The sequence below is a fragment of the Nonomuraea sp. PA05 genome, assembly GCF_008086045.1.
In the GTDB taxonomy this organism is placed as follows: domain Bacteria; phylum Actinomycetota; class Actinomycetes; order Streptosporangiales; family Streptosporangiaceae; genus Nonomuraea; species Nonomuraea monospora.
In genome coordinates this window covers 1-15,867 of the sequence record NZ_VSEY01000029.1, presented here as the reverse complement: position 1 = coordinate 15,867, position 15,867 = coordinate 1, and the positions used below count along the sequence as shown (strand labels likewise).

Here is a 15,867-nt window from a genome sequence, read left to right as displayed (position 1 = left end):
ATGTGGACGTCCCCTCGTTACGGGGCCAGGAATCCCGACGACGAGACCCGGCTCATCAGGGAGAACCCGTTCGCCCTGGTCGTCAGCACGGTGGACGGCGTGCCCACGGCCACGCACGTGCCCGTCCTGCTGGGCGACGAGGGCACGCTGATCGGGCACATGGCGCGCGCCAACCCGCAGTGGCGCTCTTTCGAGTCCTCGCCCGAGGTGCTCGTCGTCTTCTCCGGGCCGCACGGTTACGTCTCGCCCACCGTGTACGGCACCGATCCGGCCGTGCCGACCTGGGACTACGCGGCCGTGCACGTGACAGGGCGGGTGGAGCTGATCGACGACGCGCTGGAGGTGGTGGAGGCCACGGTGGCGGCGGCCGAGTCGCTGCGCTCGCCGTCCTGGGAGCCGTCGCCCGCGTCCCGGGAGAGGTTCCGCGAGCTGCTGCCCGGGGTAGTGGCCTTTCGCGTACATGTTCGTACGCGGCAGAGCGTGTTCAAGCTGAGCCAGGACATCGACGCCGAGCGGTACGCCCGTGTCCGCGCCTCCGCCGCCGCCGAGAACCCGAGGCTCGCCGAGTTGATGGACAGGTCATGACATTTCCCACGTTCACCTCCAGCCAGACCGACCCCCGCGCCCGTGGCAAAGAGCTGGGCACCCACCTGCGCGAGCAGGTCACCGCGAACCTCGCCGGCTACACCGACCTGTTCAGGGTCGCCGGAGCCGGTGAGGCGCAGGTGCGCGCGTGGGGGGAGCGGGCGCTGGACGCCAGCGCCGCCTGGGCGCCGCCGCTGGCCGACGAGATCGCCGGCATCGCGGCGGGCGCCGGGCTGGAGCCGTGGCAGGTGGCCGTGGTCAACGCCCGCACCGAGATCCTGGCCGGCATCGACATGGTCGGGCACGGCGAGTGCTCGACCTCCGTGGTGCTGCCGAAGGACGGCCCGCCGCGCACGGTGCAGACCTGGGACTGGCACGACCACCTGCGCGACGCGCCGGTGCTGTGGGAGTACGAGCAGGCCTCGGGGCGGGTCGTGCGCACGTTCACGGAGGCGGGGACGCTGGCCAAGATCGGCGTCACCTCGGCGGGCCTCGGCGTGCACTTCAACATCCTGCGCCACGACTCCGACACCGCCGACCTGGGCGTGCCCGTGCACCTGATCGCCCGCCGCATCCTCGACGAGGCGAACTCCGTGGAGGAGGCGACCGAGATCGCCCGCTCCGCCAGGGTGTCGGCCTCGACCGTCATCACCGTCGTCACCGAGCACCAGGCCGCCTCGATCGAGATCTCCCCGGCCGGGGTGGCCGCCATCCCGCCCGGCCCCGACGGCGTCCTGCTGCACTGCAACCACTTCCTGGACCCCGAGCTGGCGGCGGGGGAGCGGCACGCCACCGAGCGGCCGGGTACCTACCGCCGGATGCGGCACCTGGAGGAGCACGTCGAGGGCCTGAGCGTCGCCGACGTGAACGGCCGGGCGCTGGCCATGCTCAGCCACGAGCCCGACGGCGCGCCCGTCTGCGCCCACCCCGACCTCTCCCAGCCGATCAACCAGCGCTGGGAGACCGTGGCGACGATCGGCCTCGACCTGCCGGCCGGGCGGCTGCGGGTGCATCAGGGCGGGCCCTGCCAGGTCACCGAGGCGACCTGGCAGACCTGCTGAGTGTCACTTGAAGGCGGCGATGCCGGTCAGCGCCTTGCCGATGACCAGCGAGTGGATCTCGGAGGTTCCCTCGTAGGTCAGCACCGACTCCAGGTTCACGGAGTGCCTGATCACCGGGTACTCCAGGGTGATGCCGCTCGCGCCGAGCAGCGTGCGGCACTTCCTGGCGATCTCCAGGGCCTCGCGCACGTTGTTCAGCTTGCCGACGCTCACCTGCTCGGGGGTGAGCGTGCCGGCCTCCTTCAACCGGCCCAGGTGCACGGCCAGCAGCAGGCCCTTGCCCAGCTCCAGCGCCATGTCCGCGAGCTTTTCCTGGGTGAGCTGGTACGACGACAGCGGCTTGGCGAACACCTCGCGGTCGGCCGCGTACGCGATGGTGGTCTCCAGGCAGTCGAGCGCCGCCCCCATCGCGCCGAACACGATGCCGAACCTGGCCTCGTTCAGGCAGCCCAGCGGCCCGGACAGGCCCCTGGCGCCCGGCAGCATGGCGTCGGCCGGCAGGCGCACGCCGTCGAGCACCAGCTCGCTGGTCACGCTCGCGCGCAGGGAGATCTTGTGCTTGACGTCGTTGACGGTGAAGCCAGGCGTGCCGGTCGGCACCAGGAAGCCCCTGACGCCCTCGTCCGTGCGCGCCCAGACGACCGCCACGTCCGACACCGAGCCGTTGGTGATCCACAGCTTGGTGCCGTTCAGCACCCAGTCGCCGCCCTCGCGCTTGGCCGTGGTGCGCATGCCGCCCGGGTCGGAGCCGAAGTCGGGCTCGGTCAGGCCGAAGCAGCCGATGCGCTCGCCGGCCGCCATCGCGGGCAGCCACTCCTGCTTCTGCTCCTCGTTGCCGTACTTCCAGATCGCGTACATGGCCAGGGAGCCCTGCACGGAGACCAGGCTGCGCAGGCCGGAGTCGGCGGCCTCCAGCTCCAGGCAGGCCAGGCCGTAGGAGACCGCGCCCATGCCGGCGCAGCCGTACCCGTCGAGGTGCATGCCGAGCACGCCGACCGAGCCGAGCGTGCGGGCCAGCTCGCGCGCGGGCAGCTCGCCCGCCTCGAACCAGCCGGCGACGTGCGGCCGGATCTCCCGGTCGCACACGCGCCTGACCGTGCTCCTGATCTCGCGTTCCTCCTCGGTCAGCAGCGTGTCCAGGGCGAACAGGGCGGTGGGTGCGATCATCGGCGATCTCCGTATTTTGGATCCAATATTGAAAATCCAATATGGCACAGTTAGGGTGCGTTGACCATGGACGTTCTGAATCTCATCGGTGGTCGCTGGGCCGAGGGCGAAGGCGAGGAGTTCGCCGACACCAACCCCGCGCGGCCCGCCGAGGTCGTGGCGCGCGGCCGGTTCGCCTCCGCGCGCGAGGTGCAGCGGGCGATCGCCGCGGCGCGCGACGCCGCGCCCGGCTGGGCCGCCACCCCGCACCACGCCCGCGCCGCCGTGCTGACGGGGGCCGCCGACCTTGTGGACGCGAGCGCCGACGACTGGGGCGCCGAGCTGGCCCGCGAGGAGGGCAAGACGCTCGCCGAGGCCGTCGCCGAGGTCAGGGGCGCCGCCCGCATCCTGCGGTACTACGCGAGCGAGGCCGACAGGGAGAGCGGCGAGGTCTTCGCCTCCCCGCGCCCCGGCGAGAGCGTGCTCGTCGTCCGCAGGCCCATCGGCGTCGCCGGGCTCATCACGCCGTTCAACTTCCCGATCGCCATCCCCGCCTGGAAGCTCGGCCCCGCGCTGACGTACGGCAACACCGTGGTGTGGAAGCCGTCCTCGCTGGTGCCGCTGCTGGCCTATCGCCTCGCCTGGGCGCTCACCGAGGCCGGGCTGCCCGACGGGGTGCTCAACCTCGTGTACGGCGAGGGCGAGGCAGGCTCCGCCATCGTCGACCATCCCGGTGTGGACGCCGTGTCGTTCACCGGGTCCACCGCCGTCGGCCGGGCCGTCATCGCCCGCTGCGGCGAGCTGGGCAAGCCGGTGCAGACCGAGATGGGCGGCAAGAACGCCTCCGTCGTGCTCGCCGACGCCGACCTCGACCACGCCGCCGAGCAGGTCTGCCTCGGCGCGTTCCGGTCCACCGGGCAGAAGTGCACGGCCACCTCGCGGCTCATCGTGGCCTCCCAGGTGGCCGACGAGCTGCTGGAACGGGTGGCGGAACGGGCCTCCAGGCTCGTCGTCGGCGACCCGCTGTCACCCGAGGTGGAGATGGGCCCGCTGGTCAGCTCGGCCGCGCGCGACCGGGTGGCGGCCGGGGTGCGGCAGGCCGTGGACGAGGGCGCCAAGCCGCTGGCCGGTGCCGCGCCGCTGGAGCGCGAAGGCTGGTTCGTGCCAGCCACCCTGCTCGACCTGCCGGGCACCGGGGTGGACTTCTGGCGCACCGAGCTGTTCGGGCCGGTGGTCGGGGCCGTGCGGGCGTCCAGCACGGAGGAGGCGCTCGGGCTGGCCAACCTCAGCGAGCACGGCCTGTCGGCCGCCGTCTTCACCCGCGACCTCGGGGTGGCGCTGTCGGCGGTGGACCGGCTGGAGGTGGGCGTGCTGCACGTCAACTCCGAGTCGGCGGGGACGTTCCCGTACGTGCCGTTCGGCGGCGCCAAGCAGAGCGGGTTCGGGCCCAAGGAGCAGGGCCGGGCCGCCAGGGAGTTCTACACCCGCACCGTCACCGTCTACCTGGGGTCGCCGGCGTGAGCGGCGCGCTCTCCGGGCTGCTCGTCGCCGACTTCAGTCGGGTGCTCGCCGGGCCCTACTGCACCATGCTGCTGGCCGACCTGGGGGCCGAGGTGGTCAAGGTCGAACGGCCGGAGACCGGCGACGACACCCGCGCCTGGGGCCCGCCGTACGCTTCCTCCGGGGATGCCACGTACTTCCTCGGCGTGAACCGCAACAAACGCTCCGTCGCCCTCGACCTGCGGGCCGACGCCGAGGCGGCCCGCGCCCTGGCGGCGCGCGCCGACGTGCTCGTCGAGAACTTCAAGCCGGGGACGATGGAGCGGCTCGGGCTCGGATACGAGGCGCTGCGGGAGCTCAACCCGGGGCTGGTGTACTGCTCGATCACCGGTTTCGGGGCGGGGGCCGGAGCCGGGCTGCCCGGGTACGACCTGATCGCGCAGGCCGTCGGCGGGCTGATGAGCGTCACCGGCGAGCCCGAAGGGCCGGGGACCAAGGCGGGCGTGGCGCTGGTGGACGTGATCACCGGGCTGCACGCCGCCCTGGGCATCATGGCGGCCCTGCGTCACCGGGACACGTCCGGGGGCGGTCAGCATGTGGAGGTCTCCCTCCTGTCGTCGCTGCTGTCGGCGCTCACCAACCACGCCTCCGCCTACGCCGCCGCCGGCGTCGTCCCCCGCGCCATGGGCAACCGGCACCCGAGCATCGTCCCCTACGAGGTGTTCCAGGCCGCCGACCGGCCGATCGTGATCGCGGCCGGGAACGACCGCCAGTACCAGGCCCTGTGCGCCGCCCTGGACCGCCCCGACCTCGCGGGAGATCCGCGTTACGCCACCAACGCCGGACGGGTCGCCGCCCGCGAGACGCTGGTCGCGGACTTGAACGCCGCCCTGGCCGCCCGCACCGCCGACGAGTGGTTCGAACGGCTCACCGCCACCGGGGTGCCGTGCGGCCCGATCAACGACCTGGCCGCCGCCTTCACCCTGGCCGCCGACCTCGGCCTGGAACCCGCCGTCGAGCTCGACGGCGTCGGCCAGGTCGCCCACCCCGTCCGGCTCAGCGCCACCCCGCCCTCCTACCACCGCCCGCCGCCCGCGCTCGGGCAGGACGACGCGTGGCTCCGTGAGATATTGGACCGGTGAGTCCGGACGAGGCACGACGCAGGCCGCCCACCGCCCAGCAGTTCGTGCTGGGCGAGCTGCGCCGCGCCATCACCACCGGCCGCCTGCGCCCCGGCGCCCCGATCAGGCAGGACGCGCTGGCCGAGGAGCTGCAGGTCAGCCGGGTGCCGCTGCGGGAGGCGCTGAAGACCCTCGAAGGCGAGGGGCTGGTCACGTACAAGCCGCACAAGGGCTACTGCGTCGCCGTGCTCTCGCTCGACGACCTGCGCGAGGTCTACCGCATCCGCGAGCTGCTGGAGGAGGAGGCCGTGCGCGCGGCGGTGGCCCGGCTCACCGACGACGACCTCGGCCGCATCGAGGCGGCGCAGGAGGAGGTCGAGCGGGCCGCCGCGGCGGGTGACGTGGCCGCCATGGCGTCGGCCAACCGCACGTTCCACATGACGCTGTTCGACTGCGCGGGGATGCCCCGGCTGGCCCGGCTGATCAGGACGTTGTGGGACACCACAGACGCCTACCGGTCGATGTACTACGGCGACGCGGGCAATCGGGAGCGGGTGGTCAAGGAGCATCGGGCCGCGCTCGACGCGCTGCGGCGCCGCTCCGCCGACGAGGCCGTGACCACGCTCAACGTCCATCGTGATCACGCGGTCGCCGAGCTGGAGCCACTCCTGGACGCCTGAGCGCCGCAGCCGGGTCAGCGCAGGGGGAGGGCCGAGAGGCGCTCACCCCGGTGCCCGAGCAGATCCACCGCCACGTCCGCGCGCCCCGCCCGCCACGCCAGCGCCTGCAACCCGTGCTCCGGCACCATGACGTCGTGCTCCCCGAGCCGCACCACCCCCACCTCGGCCGACAGCCGCACGATCCCGTAGCGGACCCACCGGTGGGGCCGGCGCAGCCACGGCACCGGGCTGGCGTTGTAGCGGGCGCTCTGCCCGGCGTGGGCGTGCCCGCTGAGCGCGGCGGACCCGGGGCGCGGGCGCAGCACGTTCTCGTCCGCCGGGTCGGCCGCGACGGTGCTGCCCGTGCGCAGCTCCCACCGGCCGCGCTTGGGGGACAGCAGCCACACGTCCAGCCAGAACTGCCCCACCCCGTCGAGCCGGGCGAAGGCCGTGGCCGCCAGGTGGTCGCCGACGTACAGGGAGAGGGGGGTGAAGCGGTGCCGGCCGCCGAGCGTCTCCGGCAGCTCCTTGGGCAGGCCGTTCGTGATGAGCCGGCGGCTCTCGGTGGCAGGCGTGTAGCCCAGGTACTCGGCACGGTCCACAAGCCTCATCGGACCCTCCTGGCTCGCCGTCAGCCGGCGCGGGGCCGGGGACGCTGGGGCCCCGGCCGCCGCTTGGCGCTTGCTCCCGATGGTGACGTCCGTCAGCGGGTGCGCATAGCCCCTCCCGGGGTGACCCGTCGGCGGGCTTACGGCCGGGCCTCCGTGGCGCTCCTCGCGGCCGGGCTGGTTCGATGGGAGGTGACCTTGAGCCGCCGCCCCCGAGGAGCTCGGATGACCTGGTTCCACACGCTCGACCCCCGCCCGCAGGCCGCCCTGCGGCTGTTCTGCTTCCCGCACGCGGGTGGCGCCGCCGCGGCCTTCAGAGACTGGCACCGGGCGTTCCCGCCGAGCGTGGAGGTGCGCGCCGTGCAGTACCCGGGCCGTGCCGACCGCCTGCGCGAGACACCCGTGGACGACGCGCACCTGCTGGCCGACCAGGTCGCCGAGGCCATGGGCCCGCTGCTCGACCGCCCGGCCGTGCTGTTCGGGCACAGCCTGGGCTCGGTGGTCGCGTACGAGACGGCGCTCCGCGTCCGCCCCGCCCACCTGGTCGTCTCCGGCCGCCGGGCCGCGCACGTGCCCCGCCCCGGCACCGTCCACCAGGGCACCGAGCAGGAGCTGATCGCCGAGCTGCGGCGGCTCGGCGGCACCGAGCCCGAGCTGCTCGACCAGCCGGAGGTGCGCTCGTACATCCTGCCGATCATGCGCGCCGACTACCGCATGGCCGAGACCTACCGCAGCCGCCCCGCCGAGCCGCTCGACTGCCCGATCACGGCCATCATCGGCGACGACGATCCCGAGGTGGACGCCACGAACGCGGGCGGCTGGGCCGAGCTGACCCGTGGCGGCTTCAAGCTGCACGTCCTGCCCGGCGACCACTTCTACCTGGTGCCGCGCCGTACCGAGGTGATCGACCTGATCGTCGAGGCCGTGAGCCCCGGCGGCCGCTAAGGGGCGGCGGGGCGGCGGTGCAGGAGGCCGAACTTGGCCCACATCGCCTCCGCCGCCTCGATCGAGGCGCCCGTACGCGCCGGGTCCACCGCGGCGAGCTGCGTGACCAGCGCCTGGGCCACGGCGATGCCGGCCGTCAGCGAGGGGAAGAACGCCTCGCCCTCGGCGGGCACCAGCACGACCTCCTCCGCCGCCGCGGCCAGCGCCGGGCTGGCCGCGTCCGTCACGGCGAAGACGCGGACGCCGCGCGATCGGGCCTCGTTGGCGGCCAGCACCGTGCTCTCGTACAGCCGCCAGAAGCTGATCGCGATCAGCACGTCGCCCTCGCCGATCGCGGCCATCACGTTCGCCAGCTCCGCGTCGCCGCCCGTCACGGCCTGCACCGGGTAGCCGGCCAGCCGGGCGTTGTGGGCCAGCGCGATCCCGACGGCGGCGTAGCTCCCGTCGGCGACGATCGCCGTGCGGCGGGCCGCCGCGATGGCCTGGGCGATCGTGAGCAGCACGCTCTCGTCCAGGCGCCGGTTGAGCAGGGCCAGGCTGTCGAGGTCGCGGCGCAGCGAGCGTGAGCTGGGCGAGCCGCTGCCCCGGTGCTCGGCCGCGACCTGGCCGGCGCTGAGCGAGGACAGGTAGCGGGCGCGCAACTCCTGTTGCAGGGCGGGCCAGCCGGCGAAGCCGAGCGCCTGCGCCGTGCGGGTGACGGTGGCGACGTTGACGCCCGCGAGCTGGGCCAGCTCCCCGGCCGACCCGAACGCGGCCCTGCGCGGCTGCGAGAGCAGGACCTCCAGGACGGCGGCGGACTTGCCGCGCAGTCCGCGCGCCGGGAGCCGCTCGCGCAACCAGTCCTGGAAGCTGTCCGTCACGTCATCCCTTTCCGAGGTCTTCGGGATCAGCATGCTACGCGCTCGCAACAAACCTAACTTGCAAAGACCGTTGCAATTTTACCAATCTGCACTATATGTTGCTGCGCAATCGACTTGCAGGGCCATGACCTGGTGAAAGGTGTTGTTCGATGACCTTGTTGGCCCGTCTGGACCGGCTCCCGCTGAGCCGTCCGCACTACCTGCTGCTCCTGATCGGGGGTCTCGGCTACACCTTCGACGGCATGGACTCGGCCGTCGTCGCCTTCCTGCTGCCCAGCGCGCAGGAGGAATGGGGCCTGTCCAACGGCCAGCTCGGCTTCATCGGGTCCGCGACGCCGTTCGGGTTCCTGTTCGGCGCGACCATCGCGGGACTGCTCGGCGACCGCATCGGCCGCAAGAAGGTGATGATGTATGCGCTCGCCTTCTACGCCGTCTTCTCGGTGATCGCCGCGTTCGCGCCGAACTACGAGGTGTTCCTCGTGGCCCGCGTGCTCGCCGGGGCCGGGGCGGGAGCGGAGAGCGCGATCATCGCGCCGTTCCTGTCGGAGTTCGTGCCCGCCAAGCGGCGCGGCTGGTTCATCGGTGCGCTGGCCGGGTTCTTCTCGTTCGGGTTCGTGATGGCCGCGCTGATCGGGCGGTTCGTCGTGCCGACGTTCGACGACGGCTGGCGGATCGCGCAGGTGATCACCGCGCTGCCGATCCTGATGCTGCTGTGGTGGCGCCGCTCGCTGCCGGAGTCGCCCCGCTTCCTGCTCCAGCAGGGCCGCGCGGACGAGGCGGAACAGGTGGTCGCCGACCTGGAACGGCGGGTGGAGAAGGCCACGGGGCAGCCGCTGCCACCGGTGCCCGAGACCGCCGTCGCCCCCACGACCAGTGCCCCCAAGGTGAACCTGATCAGTGCTCTGCGATTCCTGTGGAGCCCGGCCATGGCCAAGCGCACCGCGGTCATCTGGCTGATCTGGTTCGTGATCACGTTCTCGTACTACGGGTTCTTCTCCTGGATCCCCACGCTGCTCGTGCAGCGCGGCATCACGGTCACCAAGAGCTTCGAGTTCTCGATCATCATCTACCTGGCGCAGATCCCGGGATACTTCTCCGCGGCCTGGCTGTCGGAGCGGATGGACCGCAAGAACACGATCGCGCTCTACCTCGCCGGGTCGGCGGTCAGCGCCTTCTGGCTGTCGCAGATGGACTCACCTGTCACGATCACGGTCGCGGGGGCGGTGCTGTCGTTCTTCCTGAACGGCACCTACGCCGGCGTCTACTCCTACACCCCCGAGGTCTTCCCGACCTGGATCCGCGCCACCGGCACCGGGCTGTCGAGCGCGTTCGGCCGGGTCGGCAGCATCCTCGCGCCCACGATCATCGGCCTGTCGGCCGCGAGCCTCGGCTTCGCCGGCGTGTTCGGGCTGACCACGGCGGTGCTGGTGGCGGGGGTGGTGTGCGTGATCGTATTCGGTCTGGCCACTGCGGGACGATCACTGGAAGAGCTGACGGAGACGACTGAGGAGGCAACCCGATGATCGAGCTGGAGGAGAGGGTCCGCAGGGAGGTGGGCGTGCGGCTGTTCACCGTGCTGGCCTGGGTGCCGGAACGGCGGGCGCTGCGCCGCGTGCACAGCAGCCACCCCGAGCAGTACCCGGTGGGCGGTGAGAAGACCGTCGAGGTCGCCCAGGGCTGGCTCGCCACCTGCATCGAGGGGCGGCAGCCGTACTTCGGCAAGGACAGGGCCGCCGTACGCGAGATCTTCGCCGACCACGAGCTGATCGAGAGCCTGGGCTGCTCCTCCATCATCAACGTGCCCGTGCTCGGCGACGACGGCGAGGTGCTCGGCGTGCTCAACATCCTCGACGCGGAAGGCACCTACGACGACGCCTCCGTGGCCGCCGCCCAGGCCATCGCCAAGGACGCCGGCGCCTGCCTGAAGGGTGCCGCCGCATGAGCCTGCTGCTCAAGAACGCCCTGCTCCTCGACGTGCGGACCGGCGACTACACCGAGGCCGACCTGCGGTGCGCCGACGGCCGCATCGCGGAGACCGGCCCCGGCCTCACCGCCCCCGACGACACCCGGGTGATCGACCTCGCCGGCGCCCGCGTCGTGCCCGGCCTGATCGACGCGCACGTCCACGTCACCGCCTCCACCGCGAACCTCGGCAGCCTCGGCTCCATGTCGCCCGCCTACGTGGCCGCCCACAGCGCCCGCATCATGGGCGACATGCTCAGCCGCGGCTTCACCACGGTCCGCGACGCGTCCGGCGCCGACTTCGGGCTCGCCGACGCGCAGGCAGAAGGCCTCGTACGCGGGCCGCGCCTGCTGTTCTGCGGCAAGGGGCTGAGCCAGACCGGCGGCCACGCCGACTTCCGCGGCCGGGGCGAGCACCTCAAGGACGACCACCCCTGCTGCGCCGGCGTCGGCCGCGTCGCCGACGGCGTGGACGCCGTCCGCGCCGCCGCCCGCGACGAACTGCGCAAGGGCGCCCACCACATCAAGATGATGGCCTCCGGCGGCGTCGCCTCGCCGACCGACCGCATCGACTCCACCCAGTACTCCATGGACGAGCTGCGCGCCGCCGTCGAGGAGGCCGAGGCCGCCAGCCGGTACGTCGCCGCCCACGCCTACACCGCCCGCGCCGTCAACCGGGCGCTGGAGGCGGGCGTGCGCTCCATCGAGCACGGCAACCTCATCGACGACACCAGCGTGGAGCTGTTCCGCAAGCACGACGCCTACCTGGTGCCGACGCTCGTGACGTACTGGGCGCTCAAGGAGGAGGGCCGCGAGTTCGGCCTGCCCGAGCAGAGCTGGCGCAAGGTGGACGAGGTGCTCGACGCCGGGCTCGCCGCCCTCGAACGGGCCTCCCGGGGCGGCGTGCGGATCGCGTACGGGACCGACCTGCTCGGCGGCATGCACCGGCACCAGAACCAGGAGTTCCGGCTCAGGGGCGAGGTGCAGCGGCCGATCGACGTGCTGCGCGCGGCCACCACGGGGGCGGCGGAGCTGGTCGGGCTCGGTGGCGAGATCGGCACGCTGGCCGTGGGGGCGCACGCCGACCTGGTGGTGCTCGACGGGGATCCGCTGGAGGACATCGGCGTGCTGGCCGACCCCGCGCACGTGCGGCACGTCGTCCAGGCGGGCGCGCTCGTGTGACCGGCGGCCCCTTAGCCACCTCCGGGCGGTGTGCGTAACGTTGTCGTCGTGACGACGCTCGCGCGCACCGCCCTGGTCGTCGCCGCGGTGCTGCTCCTGCTGCTCGGGCTGCTGTGGGTGTTCCAGCGGCGGCTCATCTACCTGCCCGACAGCACCCCCGTGCCTCCGGCCGCCGCCGTCATCCCGGGCGCACGCGACATCACGCTCACCACCCGCGACGGTCTCCACCTCACCGCCTGGTACGTCCCAGGCACACAGGACGTCACGGTGCTCGTCACGGGCGGCAACGCGGGCAACCGGCTGCACCGCGCACCGCTGGCCAGAGCGCTGGCCGCCCACGGGCTACCGGTACTGCTCCTGGACTACCGCGGCTACGGCGGCAACCCCGGCACCCCCACCGAGGAGGGCCTCCACCTCGACGCCCTCGCCGCCCGCGACGCCATCCGCAGCCCACGGGTGATCTACTTCGGCGAGAGCCTGGGCGCGGCGGTGGCCACCCGACTCGCCCTGCGGCACCCGCCCGACGGCCTCGTGCTGCGTTCACCCTTCACCGACCTGGCCGCCGCGGGCCAGGTCAACTACCCGTTCCTGCCGGTACGCGCGCTCCTGCGCGACCGCTTCCCCGTCGCGGACGGCATCGCCTCCGTCCGGGCTCCCGTCGTGGTCGTCTACGGCACCGGCGACACGATCGTCCCCCCGAACCTGAGCCGCGCCGTCGCCGGCGCCGCCCGCGCCACGACCGTGGAGGTGGCGGGAGCGGGGCACAACGACCTCGCCCTGCTGAACGGCCGCGAGCTGATCGACGCGGTCGTCGAACTCGCCGACCGCATCCGCGCGACGGAGTGACGCTCCGCGAACGTTAACATTGTGGACAACGGAGCCGATCCCGCGCTGCCCTGCCTTCCTGCGAAATCCGGCTCCACCACGCCGTTGGCAACGTTAACAAGGGGAGGAAGCCAGGTGGCAGAGGCCGGGCGGAGGCCACGTCCCGCGGTGATCGGCGACGTGGCGCAGCTCGCCGGGGTGTCCAACCAGACCGTCTCCCGGGTGCTCAACGACCACCCGCACGTCCACCCCGGCACCAGGGAACGTGTCCTGGACGCCATCAGGCAGCTCAACTACCGCCCCAATCTCATGGCCAGGGGCCTGGTGCGCCGGCGCTCCCACATGATCGGCGTGGTCAGCTTCGACACGGTGCTGTTCGGCCCCGCCTCGACCCTCCTCGGCATCGGCAGGGCCGCCCGCGACGAGGGCTACGGCGTCACCATCGTCACCCCGGAGAGCACCGACCGCTCCAGCATCACCGACGCCATGGCCACGATCGCCGGGCAGTCCGTGGCCGGCGTGGTCATCGTCTTCCCCTCCCGCACCGCCTCGGCGACGGCCCTGCTCAGCCTCCCGGAAGGCATGCCCGCGGTGGCCGTCGAAGCGGCCGACGAACTCGTCACCGGCGTGCACATCGACCAGGCGGCGGGCGCCAGGATGGCCGTCGAGCACCTGCTCTACCTCGGCCACGAGACGGTCTGGCACGTGTCGGGGCCCCGCGACCGGCTCGACGCGCAGGCCCGCGTCGACGGCTGGCGCGCCACCCTGGAGGCCGCGGGACGCGCCGCCCCGCCCGTGATCGCGGGCGACTGGGGCGCCGAGTCCGGCTATCAGGCGGGCCTGGAACTGGCCGAACGACCGGGCGTCACCGCCGTCTTCGCCGCCAACGACCACATGGCGCTCGGGCTGCTGCGGGCCTTCCACGAGCGGGGGATCCGGGTGCCGGAGGACGTGAGCGTCATCGGCTTCGACGACATTCCCGAGGCGGGGTACCTCATCCCGCCGCTGACCACCGTACGGCCCGATCACGAGGAGGTCGGGCGGCGGGCCGTGGCCGCGCTGCTCGGGCTGGTGGACGGCGCGGAGGCGGGGGAGCCGGCGGCGCGCGAGTGCGTCGTGCCCGCCCTCATCCGCCGCAACAGCACCGCACCGCCGCCGTCCCGTTCGTCCGGAGACGAACTCGCCTGAGACGCGCCCCTGCCGGCGGCACACGACCGCTTGAGCCGCGCATCCGCCCTGGGACGTGCGTGCGGCCCGGCTACAACCAGCTCGCCCGCACGCTCGTGGCCGGCTCGGCGCCGTCCGGCGCGTCCGGGGCGGCGGCACGGACGGATTCGAGCAGCCGCGCCACCGTCTCGACGATCTCCGGAGCGCGATCGCGCAGACCGGTCACGTCGTCGGGGCCGACCTCGTCGCGTTCGACCCCGCACTCGTCCAGCACCCCCTCCAGATCGGCCAGCCGCTCCCCGAGCCACTTCAGCGGCTCCGCCGACAGCCGCTCGTCGAACACCCGCCGCCCCGGCTCCCACCCCTTGAGCGTGGGATGGTGGTGGGTGCGGTCGAAGCTGCCGGGCGTGCCGGAGACGGATTCCAGCAGGTCGACGCGCCAGATCGGCCGGTCGACGCCGATGGGGCGGGAGGAGTAGATCGAGCCCTTGAGCTCTCCGCTCTCCAGCCGGCGCAGCTCCAGCCGGACCCCGCGTTCCGCGCCCTCCTGGCCCTTGATCGGGTTGGGGTCGACGAAGTAGATGTCGCTCACGGCCACGCCGATCCGATCGAAGCCGAAGAGGTAGAGCACGGTGACCACGTCCTTCGCGCAGGTGTCGGGCACGCCTGTGCCTTCAACGTAACACCGGGCCCTACCGGACGATCAAGACCGCATCGCGGGCGGCCGTCAGCTCCCCGACCACCGGCGCGCCCGGCACCTCCCCGGCCATCAGCAGCCCGCCCGACGTCTGCGCGTCCGCCAGCAGCAGCAACTCCTCCTCCGGCGTGCCGCCGGCGTCGAGGTGCGGCGCCACCCAGGCCAGGTTGCGGCGGGTGCCGCCGCTGACGTACCCGTCCCGCACCGCCTCCCGCGCGCCCTCCAGGTACGGCACCGCGCCGGCCTCCACCACCGCCGTGACTCCGCTCGCCCTGGCCAGTTTGAACAGGTGCCCCAGCAGGCCGAACCCGGTCACGTCCGTCGCGCAGCGGGCCCCGGCGGTGCGGGCGGCGCGGGAGGCGTCGCGGTTGAGGGCCGTCATGGAGGCGATCGCCTCGGGGAAGACGGCGCCCGTCGCCTTGTGCCGGGAGTTCAGCACGCCGACGCCGAGCGGTTTGCTCAGGCTCAGCGGCAGCCCGGGACGGCCGGCGTCCAGGCGCAGCAGGCTCGCCGGGTCGGCCAGGCCCGTCACGGCCATGCCGTACTTGGGTTCGGCGTCGTCGATGCTGTGCCCGCCCGCCACCGCGCAGCCCGCCTGCCCCGCCACGTCGAGGCCGCCGCGCAGCACCTCGCGGGCCGCGTCCATGGGGAGCAGGTCGCGGGGCCAGCCGAGCAGGTTCAGCGCCACCAGCGGCTCGCCGCCGACCGCGTAGACGTCGGACAGGGCGTTCGCGGCGGCGATCCTGCCGAAGTCGTACGGGTCGTCCACGACGGGGGCGAAGAAGTCGACGGTGGAGACGAGCGCGCGGTCACCGTCGAGGCGGACGACGGCCGCGTCGTCACCGTGCTCAAGCCCGACCAGCACCCGCCCGCCGCTGTTCGCGGATCCGGGTAGCCCGGCCAGGACCGCCTCCAACTCGCCGGGCGGGATCTTGCAGCTGCAACCGCCGCCACGGGCGTACTGCGTGAGCCTGAGACCCGTCATACCCCGAGTCTCCTTCACGACCGTCGTATCGTGAATTATTGGCCTTGGAGGCGCGTGTGTTCTGGTGGGCACCCCGGTCTTCAAAATCGGTGGGCGGCGCGCGGCGTCGCCGGCGGGTTCGATCCCCGTGCGCCTCCGCACTGCCAGGAGGTCCGCCGTGACGGGTGATCCACGGCGCCGCATTCCCCGTACCGACCTGGTGCTGTCGGACCCGAGGGTGACGGAGGCCGCCAGGGGAGCGGGGCGGGCCGCCGTCAAGGCGGCGGTCGCGGCGGCGCAGCAGCGGGCCAGGGACGGACGGATCGCGCCCGAGGAGGTGGTGGCCGCCACCGTGTCCGCGCTGGCCGCCTCAGGGCCCAGACGGGTGATCAACGCCACCGGCGTGCTCGTGCACACCAACCTCGGCCGGGCGCCGCTCTCCGTCGCGGCGATCGAGGCGGTGGGGGCCGCCGCCGGATGCACGGACGTGGAGTTCGACCTGATGACGGGCGAACGCGCCAGGCGCGGGCGGGCGGCCATGGCGGCGCTGGCGGAGGCGGTGCCGGAGGCCGAGGACGTCCACGT

At 73.1% G+C, this 15,867-nt stretch carries 16 protein-coding genes, 1 tRNA gene and 1 pseudogene; 13 read left to right on the top strand and 5 right to left on the bottom strand.

All coding sequences use genetic code 11. The features are described 5' to 3' along the window. Both FXF51_RS37860 and FXF51_RS37855 read left to right on the top strand, forming a co-directional pair. The gene (locus FXF51_RS37860; protein ID WP_148439541.1) at positions 1-585 is read left to right on the top strand and encodes an FMN-binding negative transcriptional regulator; all 585 of its coding nucleotides are present in this window, start codon (positions 1-3) and stop codon (positions 583-585) included. Continuing rightward, positions 582-1,646 carry a C45 family autoproteolytic acyltransferase/hydolase gene (locus tag FXF51_RS37855; protein ID WP_148439539.1) on the top strand — a complete coding sequence of 355 codons (1,065 nt, stop codon included), beginning with the start codon at positions 582-584 and terminating at the stop codon, positions 1,644-1,646. The genes FXF51_RS37860 and FXF51_RS37855 overlap by 4 nt, the downstream gene beginning before the upstream one ends. Positions 1,647-1,649: 3 nt before the next feature. Here the strand turns inward: FXF51_RS37855 and FXF51_RS37850 are convergent, their stop codons facing one another. Further along, on the bottom strand, positions 1,650-2,813 hold the full coding sequence (locus FXF51_RS37850) for an acyl-CoA dehydrogenase family protein (RefSeq protein WP_148439537.1): 1,164 nt from the start codon (positions 2,811-2,813) through the stop codon (positions 1,650-1,652). Between the two features lie 66 nt (positions 2,814-2,879). Between FXF51_RS37850 and FXF51_RS37845 the strand changes: the two genes are divergently transcribed. Genes FXF51_RS37845 through FXF51_RS37835 form a run of 3 tightly spaced genes read left to right on the top strand, consistent with a single transcriptional unit; the run spans position 2,880 to position 6,093 of the window. Then, on the top strand, positions 2,880-4,313 hold the full coding sequence (locus tag FXF51_RS37845; RefSeq protein WP_222871630.1) for an aldehyde dehydrogenase family protein: 1,434 nt from the start codon (positions 2,880-2,882) through the stop codon (positions 4,311-4,313). After that, positions 4,310-5,434, top strand: a complete 1,125-nt coding sequence (locus tag FXF51_RS37840; RefSeq protein ID WP_148439534.1) for a CaiB/BaiF CoA transferase family protein — start codon at positions 4,310-4,312, stop codon at positions 5,432-5,434. Before FXF51_RS37845 ends, FXF51_RS37840 begins: the two co-directional genes overlap by 4 nt. Continuing rightward, positions 5,431-6,093, top strand: a complete 663-nt coding sequence (locus FXF51_RS37835) for a GntR family transcriptional regulator (RefSeq protein WP_148439533.1) — start codon at positions 5,431-5,433, stop codon at positions 6,091-6,093. The genes FXF51_RS37840 and FXF51_RS37835 overlap by 4 nt, the downstream gene beginning before the upstream one ends. A gap of 14 nt (positions 6,094-6,107) precedes the next feature. On the opposite strand, the gene FXF51_RS37830 is transcribed toward FXF51_RS37835, so the two are convergent. Continuing rightward, positions 6,108-6,683 carry a hypothetical protein gene (locus FXF51_RS37830; protein WP_148439532.1) on the bottom strand — a complete coding sequence of 192 codons (576 nt, stop codon included), beginning with the start codon at positions 6,681-6,683 and terminating at the stop codon, positions 6,108-6,110. 222 nt (positions 6,684-6,905) lie between these two features. On the opposite strand from FXF51_RS37830, the gene FXF51_RS37825 reads away from it, so the two are divergent. Next, entirely contained in the window at positions 6,906-7,625 is a 720-nt protein-coding gene (locus tag FXF51_RS37825) for a thioesterase II family protein (protein WP_148439531.1), read from the top strand. Here FXF51_RS37825 and FXF51_RS37820 read toward each other — a convergent pair. Further along, a complete protein-coding gene (locus FXF51_RS37820) occupies positions 7,622-8,485 on the bottom strand; it encodes a MurR/RpiR family transcriptional regulator (RefSeq protein ID WP_262380093.1) in 864 nt (287 codons plus the stop codon). The genes FXF51_RS37825 and FXF51_RS37820 overlap by 4 nt on opposite strands. 149 nt (positions 8,486-8,634) lie before the next feature. Here FXF51_RS37820 and FXF51_RS37815 point away from each other — a divergent pair, with 149 nt between their 5' ends. The 5 genes from FXF51_RS37815 to FXF51_RS37795 all read left to right on the top strand — a co-directional run bounded on the left by FXF51_RS37815 (position 8,635) and on the right by FXF51_RS37795 (position 13,642). Beyond that, on the top strand, positions 8,635-10,008 hold the full coding sequence (locus FXF51_RS37815) for an MFS transporter (RefSeq protein WP_148439529.1): 1,374 nt from the start codon (positions 8,635-8,637) through the stop codon (positions 10,006-10,008). Then, positions 10,005-10,427, top strand: a complete 423-nt coding sequence (locus FXF51_RS37810) for a GAF domain-containing protein (protein ID WP_148439527.1) — start codon at positions 10,005-10,007, stop codon at positions 10,425-10,427. The genes FXF51_RS37815 and FXF51_RS37810 overlap by 4 nt, the downstream gene beginning before the upstream one ends. Then, positions 10,424-11,629, top strand: a complete 1,206-nt coding sequence (locus FXF51_RS37805) for a metal-dependent hydrolase family protein (RefSeq protein WP_148439526.1) — start codon at positions 10,424-10,426, stop codon at positions 11,627-11,629. The genes FXF51_RS37810 and FXF51_RS37805 overlap by 4 nt, the downstream gene beginning before the upstream one ends. A gap of 48 nt (positions 11,630-11,677) precedes the next feature. Next, the gene (locus tag FXF51_RS37800; protein ID WP_222871629.1) at positions 11,678-12,475 is read left to right on the top strand and encodes an alpha/beta hydrolase; all 798 of its coding nucleotides are present in this window, start codon (positions 11,678-11,680) and stop codon (positions 12,473-12,475) included. Between the two features lie 114 nt (positions 12,476-12,589). Next, positions 12,590-13,642, top strand: coding sequence for a LacI family DNA-binding transcriptional regulator (locus FXF51_RS37795; protein ID WP_262380092.1), 1,053 nt, complete (start codon positions 12,590-12,592; stop codon positions 13,640-13,642). A gap of 70 nt (positions 13,643-13,712) precedes the next feature. On the opposite strand, the gene FXF51_RS37790 is transcribed toward FXF51_RS37795, so the two are convergent. Together FXF51_RS37790 and selD are read right to left on the bottom strand one after the other, a co-directional pair. Beyond that, positions 13,713-14,285, bottom strand: a complete 573-nt coding sequence (locus FXF51_RS37790; protein WP_262380091.1) for a hypothetical protein — start codon at positions 14,283-14,285, stop codon at positions 13,713-13,715. A gap of 28 nt (positions 14,286-14,313) precedes the next feature. Further along, positions 14,314-15,303: a selenide, water dikinase SelD gene (gene selD / locus FXF51_RS37785; RefSeq protein WP_148439524.1), complete on the bottom strand. Its 990-nt coding sequence runs from the start codon at positions 15,301-15,303 to the stop codon at positions 14,314-14,316. A 46-nt stretch (positions 15,304-15,349) separates the two neighbouring features. Here selD and FXF51_RS37780 point away from each other — a divergent pair. Together FXF51_RS37780 and FXF51_RS37775 are read left to right on the top strand one after the other, a co-directional pair. Beyond that, positions 15,350-15,443 (top strand) — tRNA-Sec (locus FXF51_RS37780). 17 nt (positions 15,444-15,460) lie between these two features. Continuing rightward, a pseudogene (locus FXF51_RS37775) lies at positions 15,461-15,867 on the top strand (L-seryl-tRNA(Sec) selenium transferase); the annotation flags it as partial.

What these genes read in the sequence shown, in the direction of transcription:
- FXF51_RS37860 (WP_148439541.1), top strand. Translation starts at nt 1, where the DNA reads ATGTGGACGTCCCCTCGTTACGGGGCCAGGAATCCCGACGACGAGACC.
- FXF51_RS37855 (WP_148439539.1), top strand. Translation starts at nt 582, where the DNA reads ATGACATTTCCCACGTTCACCTCCAGCCAGACCGACCCCCGCGCCCGT.
- FXF51_RS37850 (WP_148439537.1), bottom strand. Translation starts at nt 2,813, where the DNA reads ATGATCGCACCCACCGCCCTGTTCGCCCTGGACACGCTGCTGACCGAG.
- FXF51_RS37845 (WP_222871630.1), top strand. Translation starts at nt 2,880, where the DNA reads ATGGACGTTCTGAATCTCATCGGTGGTCGCTGGGCCGAGGGCGAAGGC.
- FXF51_RS37830 (WP_148439532.1), bottom strand. Translation starts at nt 6,683, where the DNA reads ATGAGGCTTGTGGACCGTGCCGAGTACCTGGGCTACACGCCTGCCACC.
- FXF51_RS37825 (WP_148439531.1), top strand. Translation starts at nt 6,906, where the DNA reads ATGACCTGGTTCCACACGCTCGACCCCCGCCCGCAGGCCGCCCTGCGG.
- FXF51_RS37815 (WP_148439529.1), top strand. Translation starts at nt 8,635, where the DNA reads ATGACCTTGTTGGCCCGTCTGGACCGGCTCCCGCTGAGCCGTCCGCAC.
- FXF51_RS37810 (WP_148439527.1), top strand. Translation starts at nt 10,005, where the DNA reads ATGATCGAGCTGGAGGAGAGGGTCCGCAGGGAGGTGGGCGTGCGGCTG.
- FXF51_RS37805 (WP_148439526.1), top strand. Translation starts at nt 10,424, where the DNA reads ATGAGCCTGCTGCTCAAGAACGCCCTGCTCCTCGACGTGCGGACCGGC.
- selD (WP_148439524.1), bottom strand. Translation starts at nt 15,303, where the DNA reads ATGACGGGTCTCAGGCTCACGCAGTACGCCCGTGGCGGCGGTTGCAGC.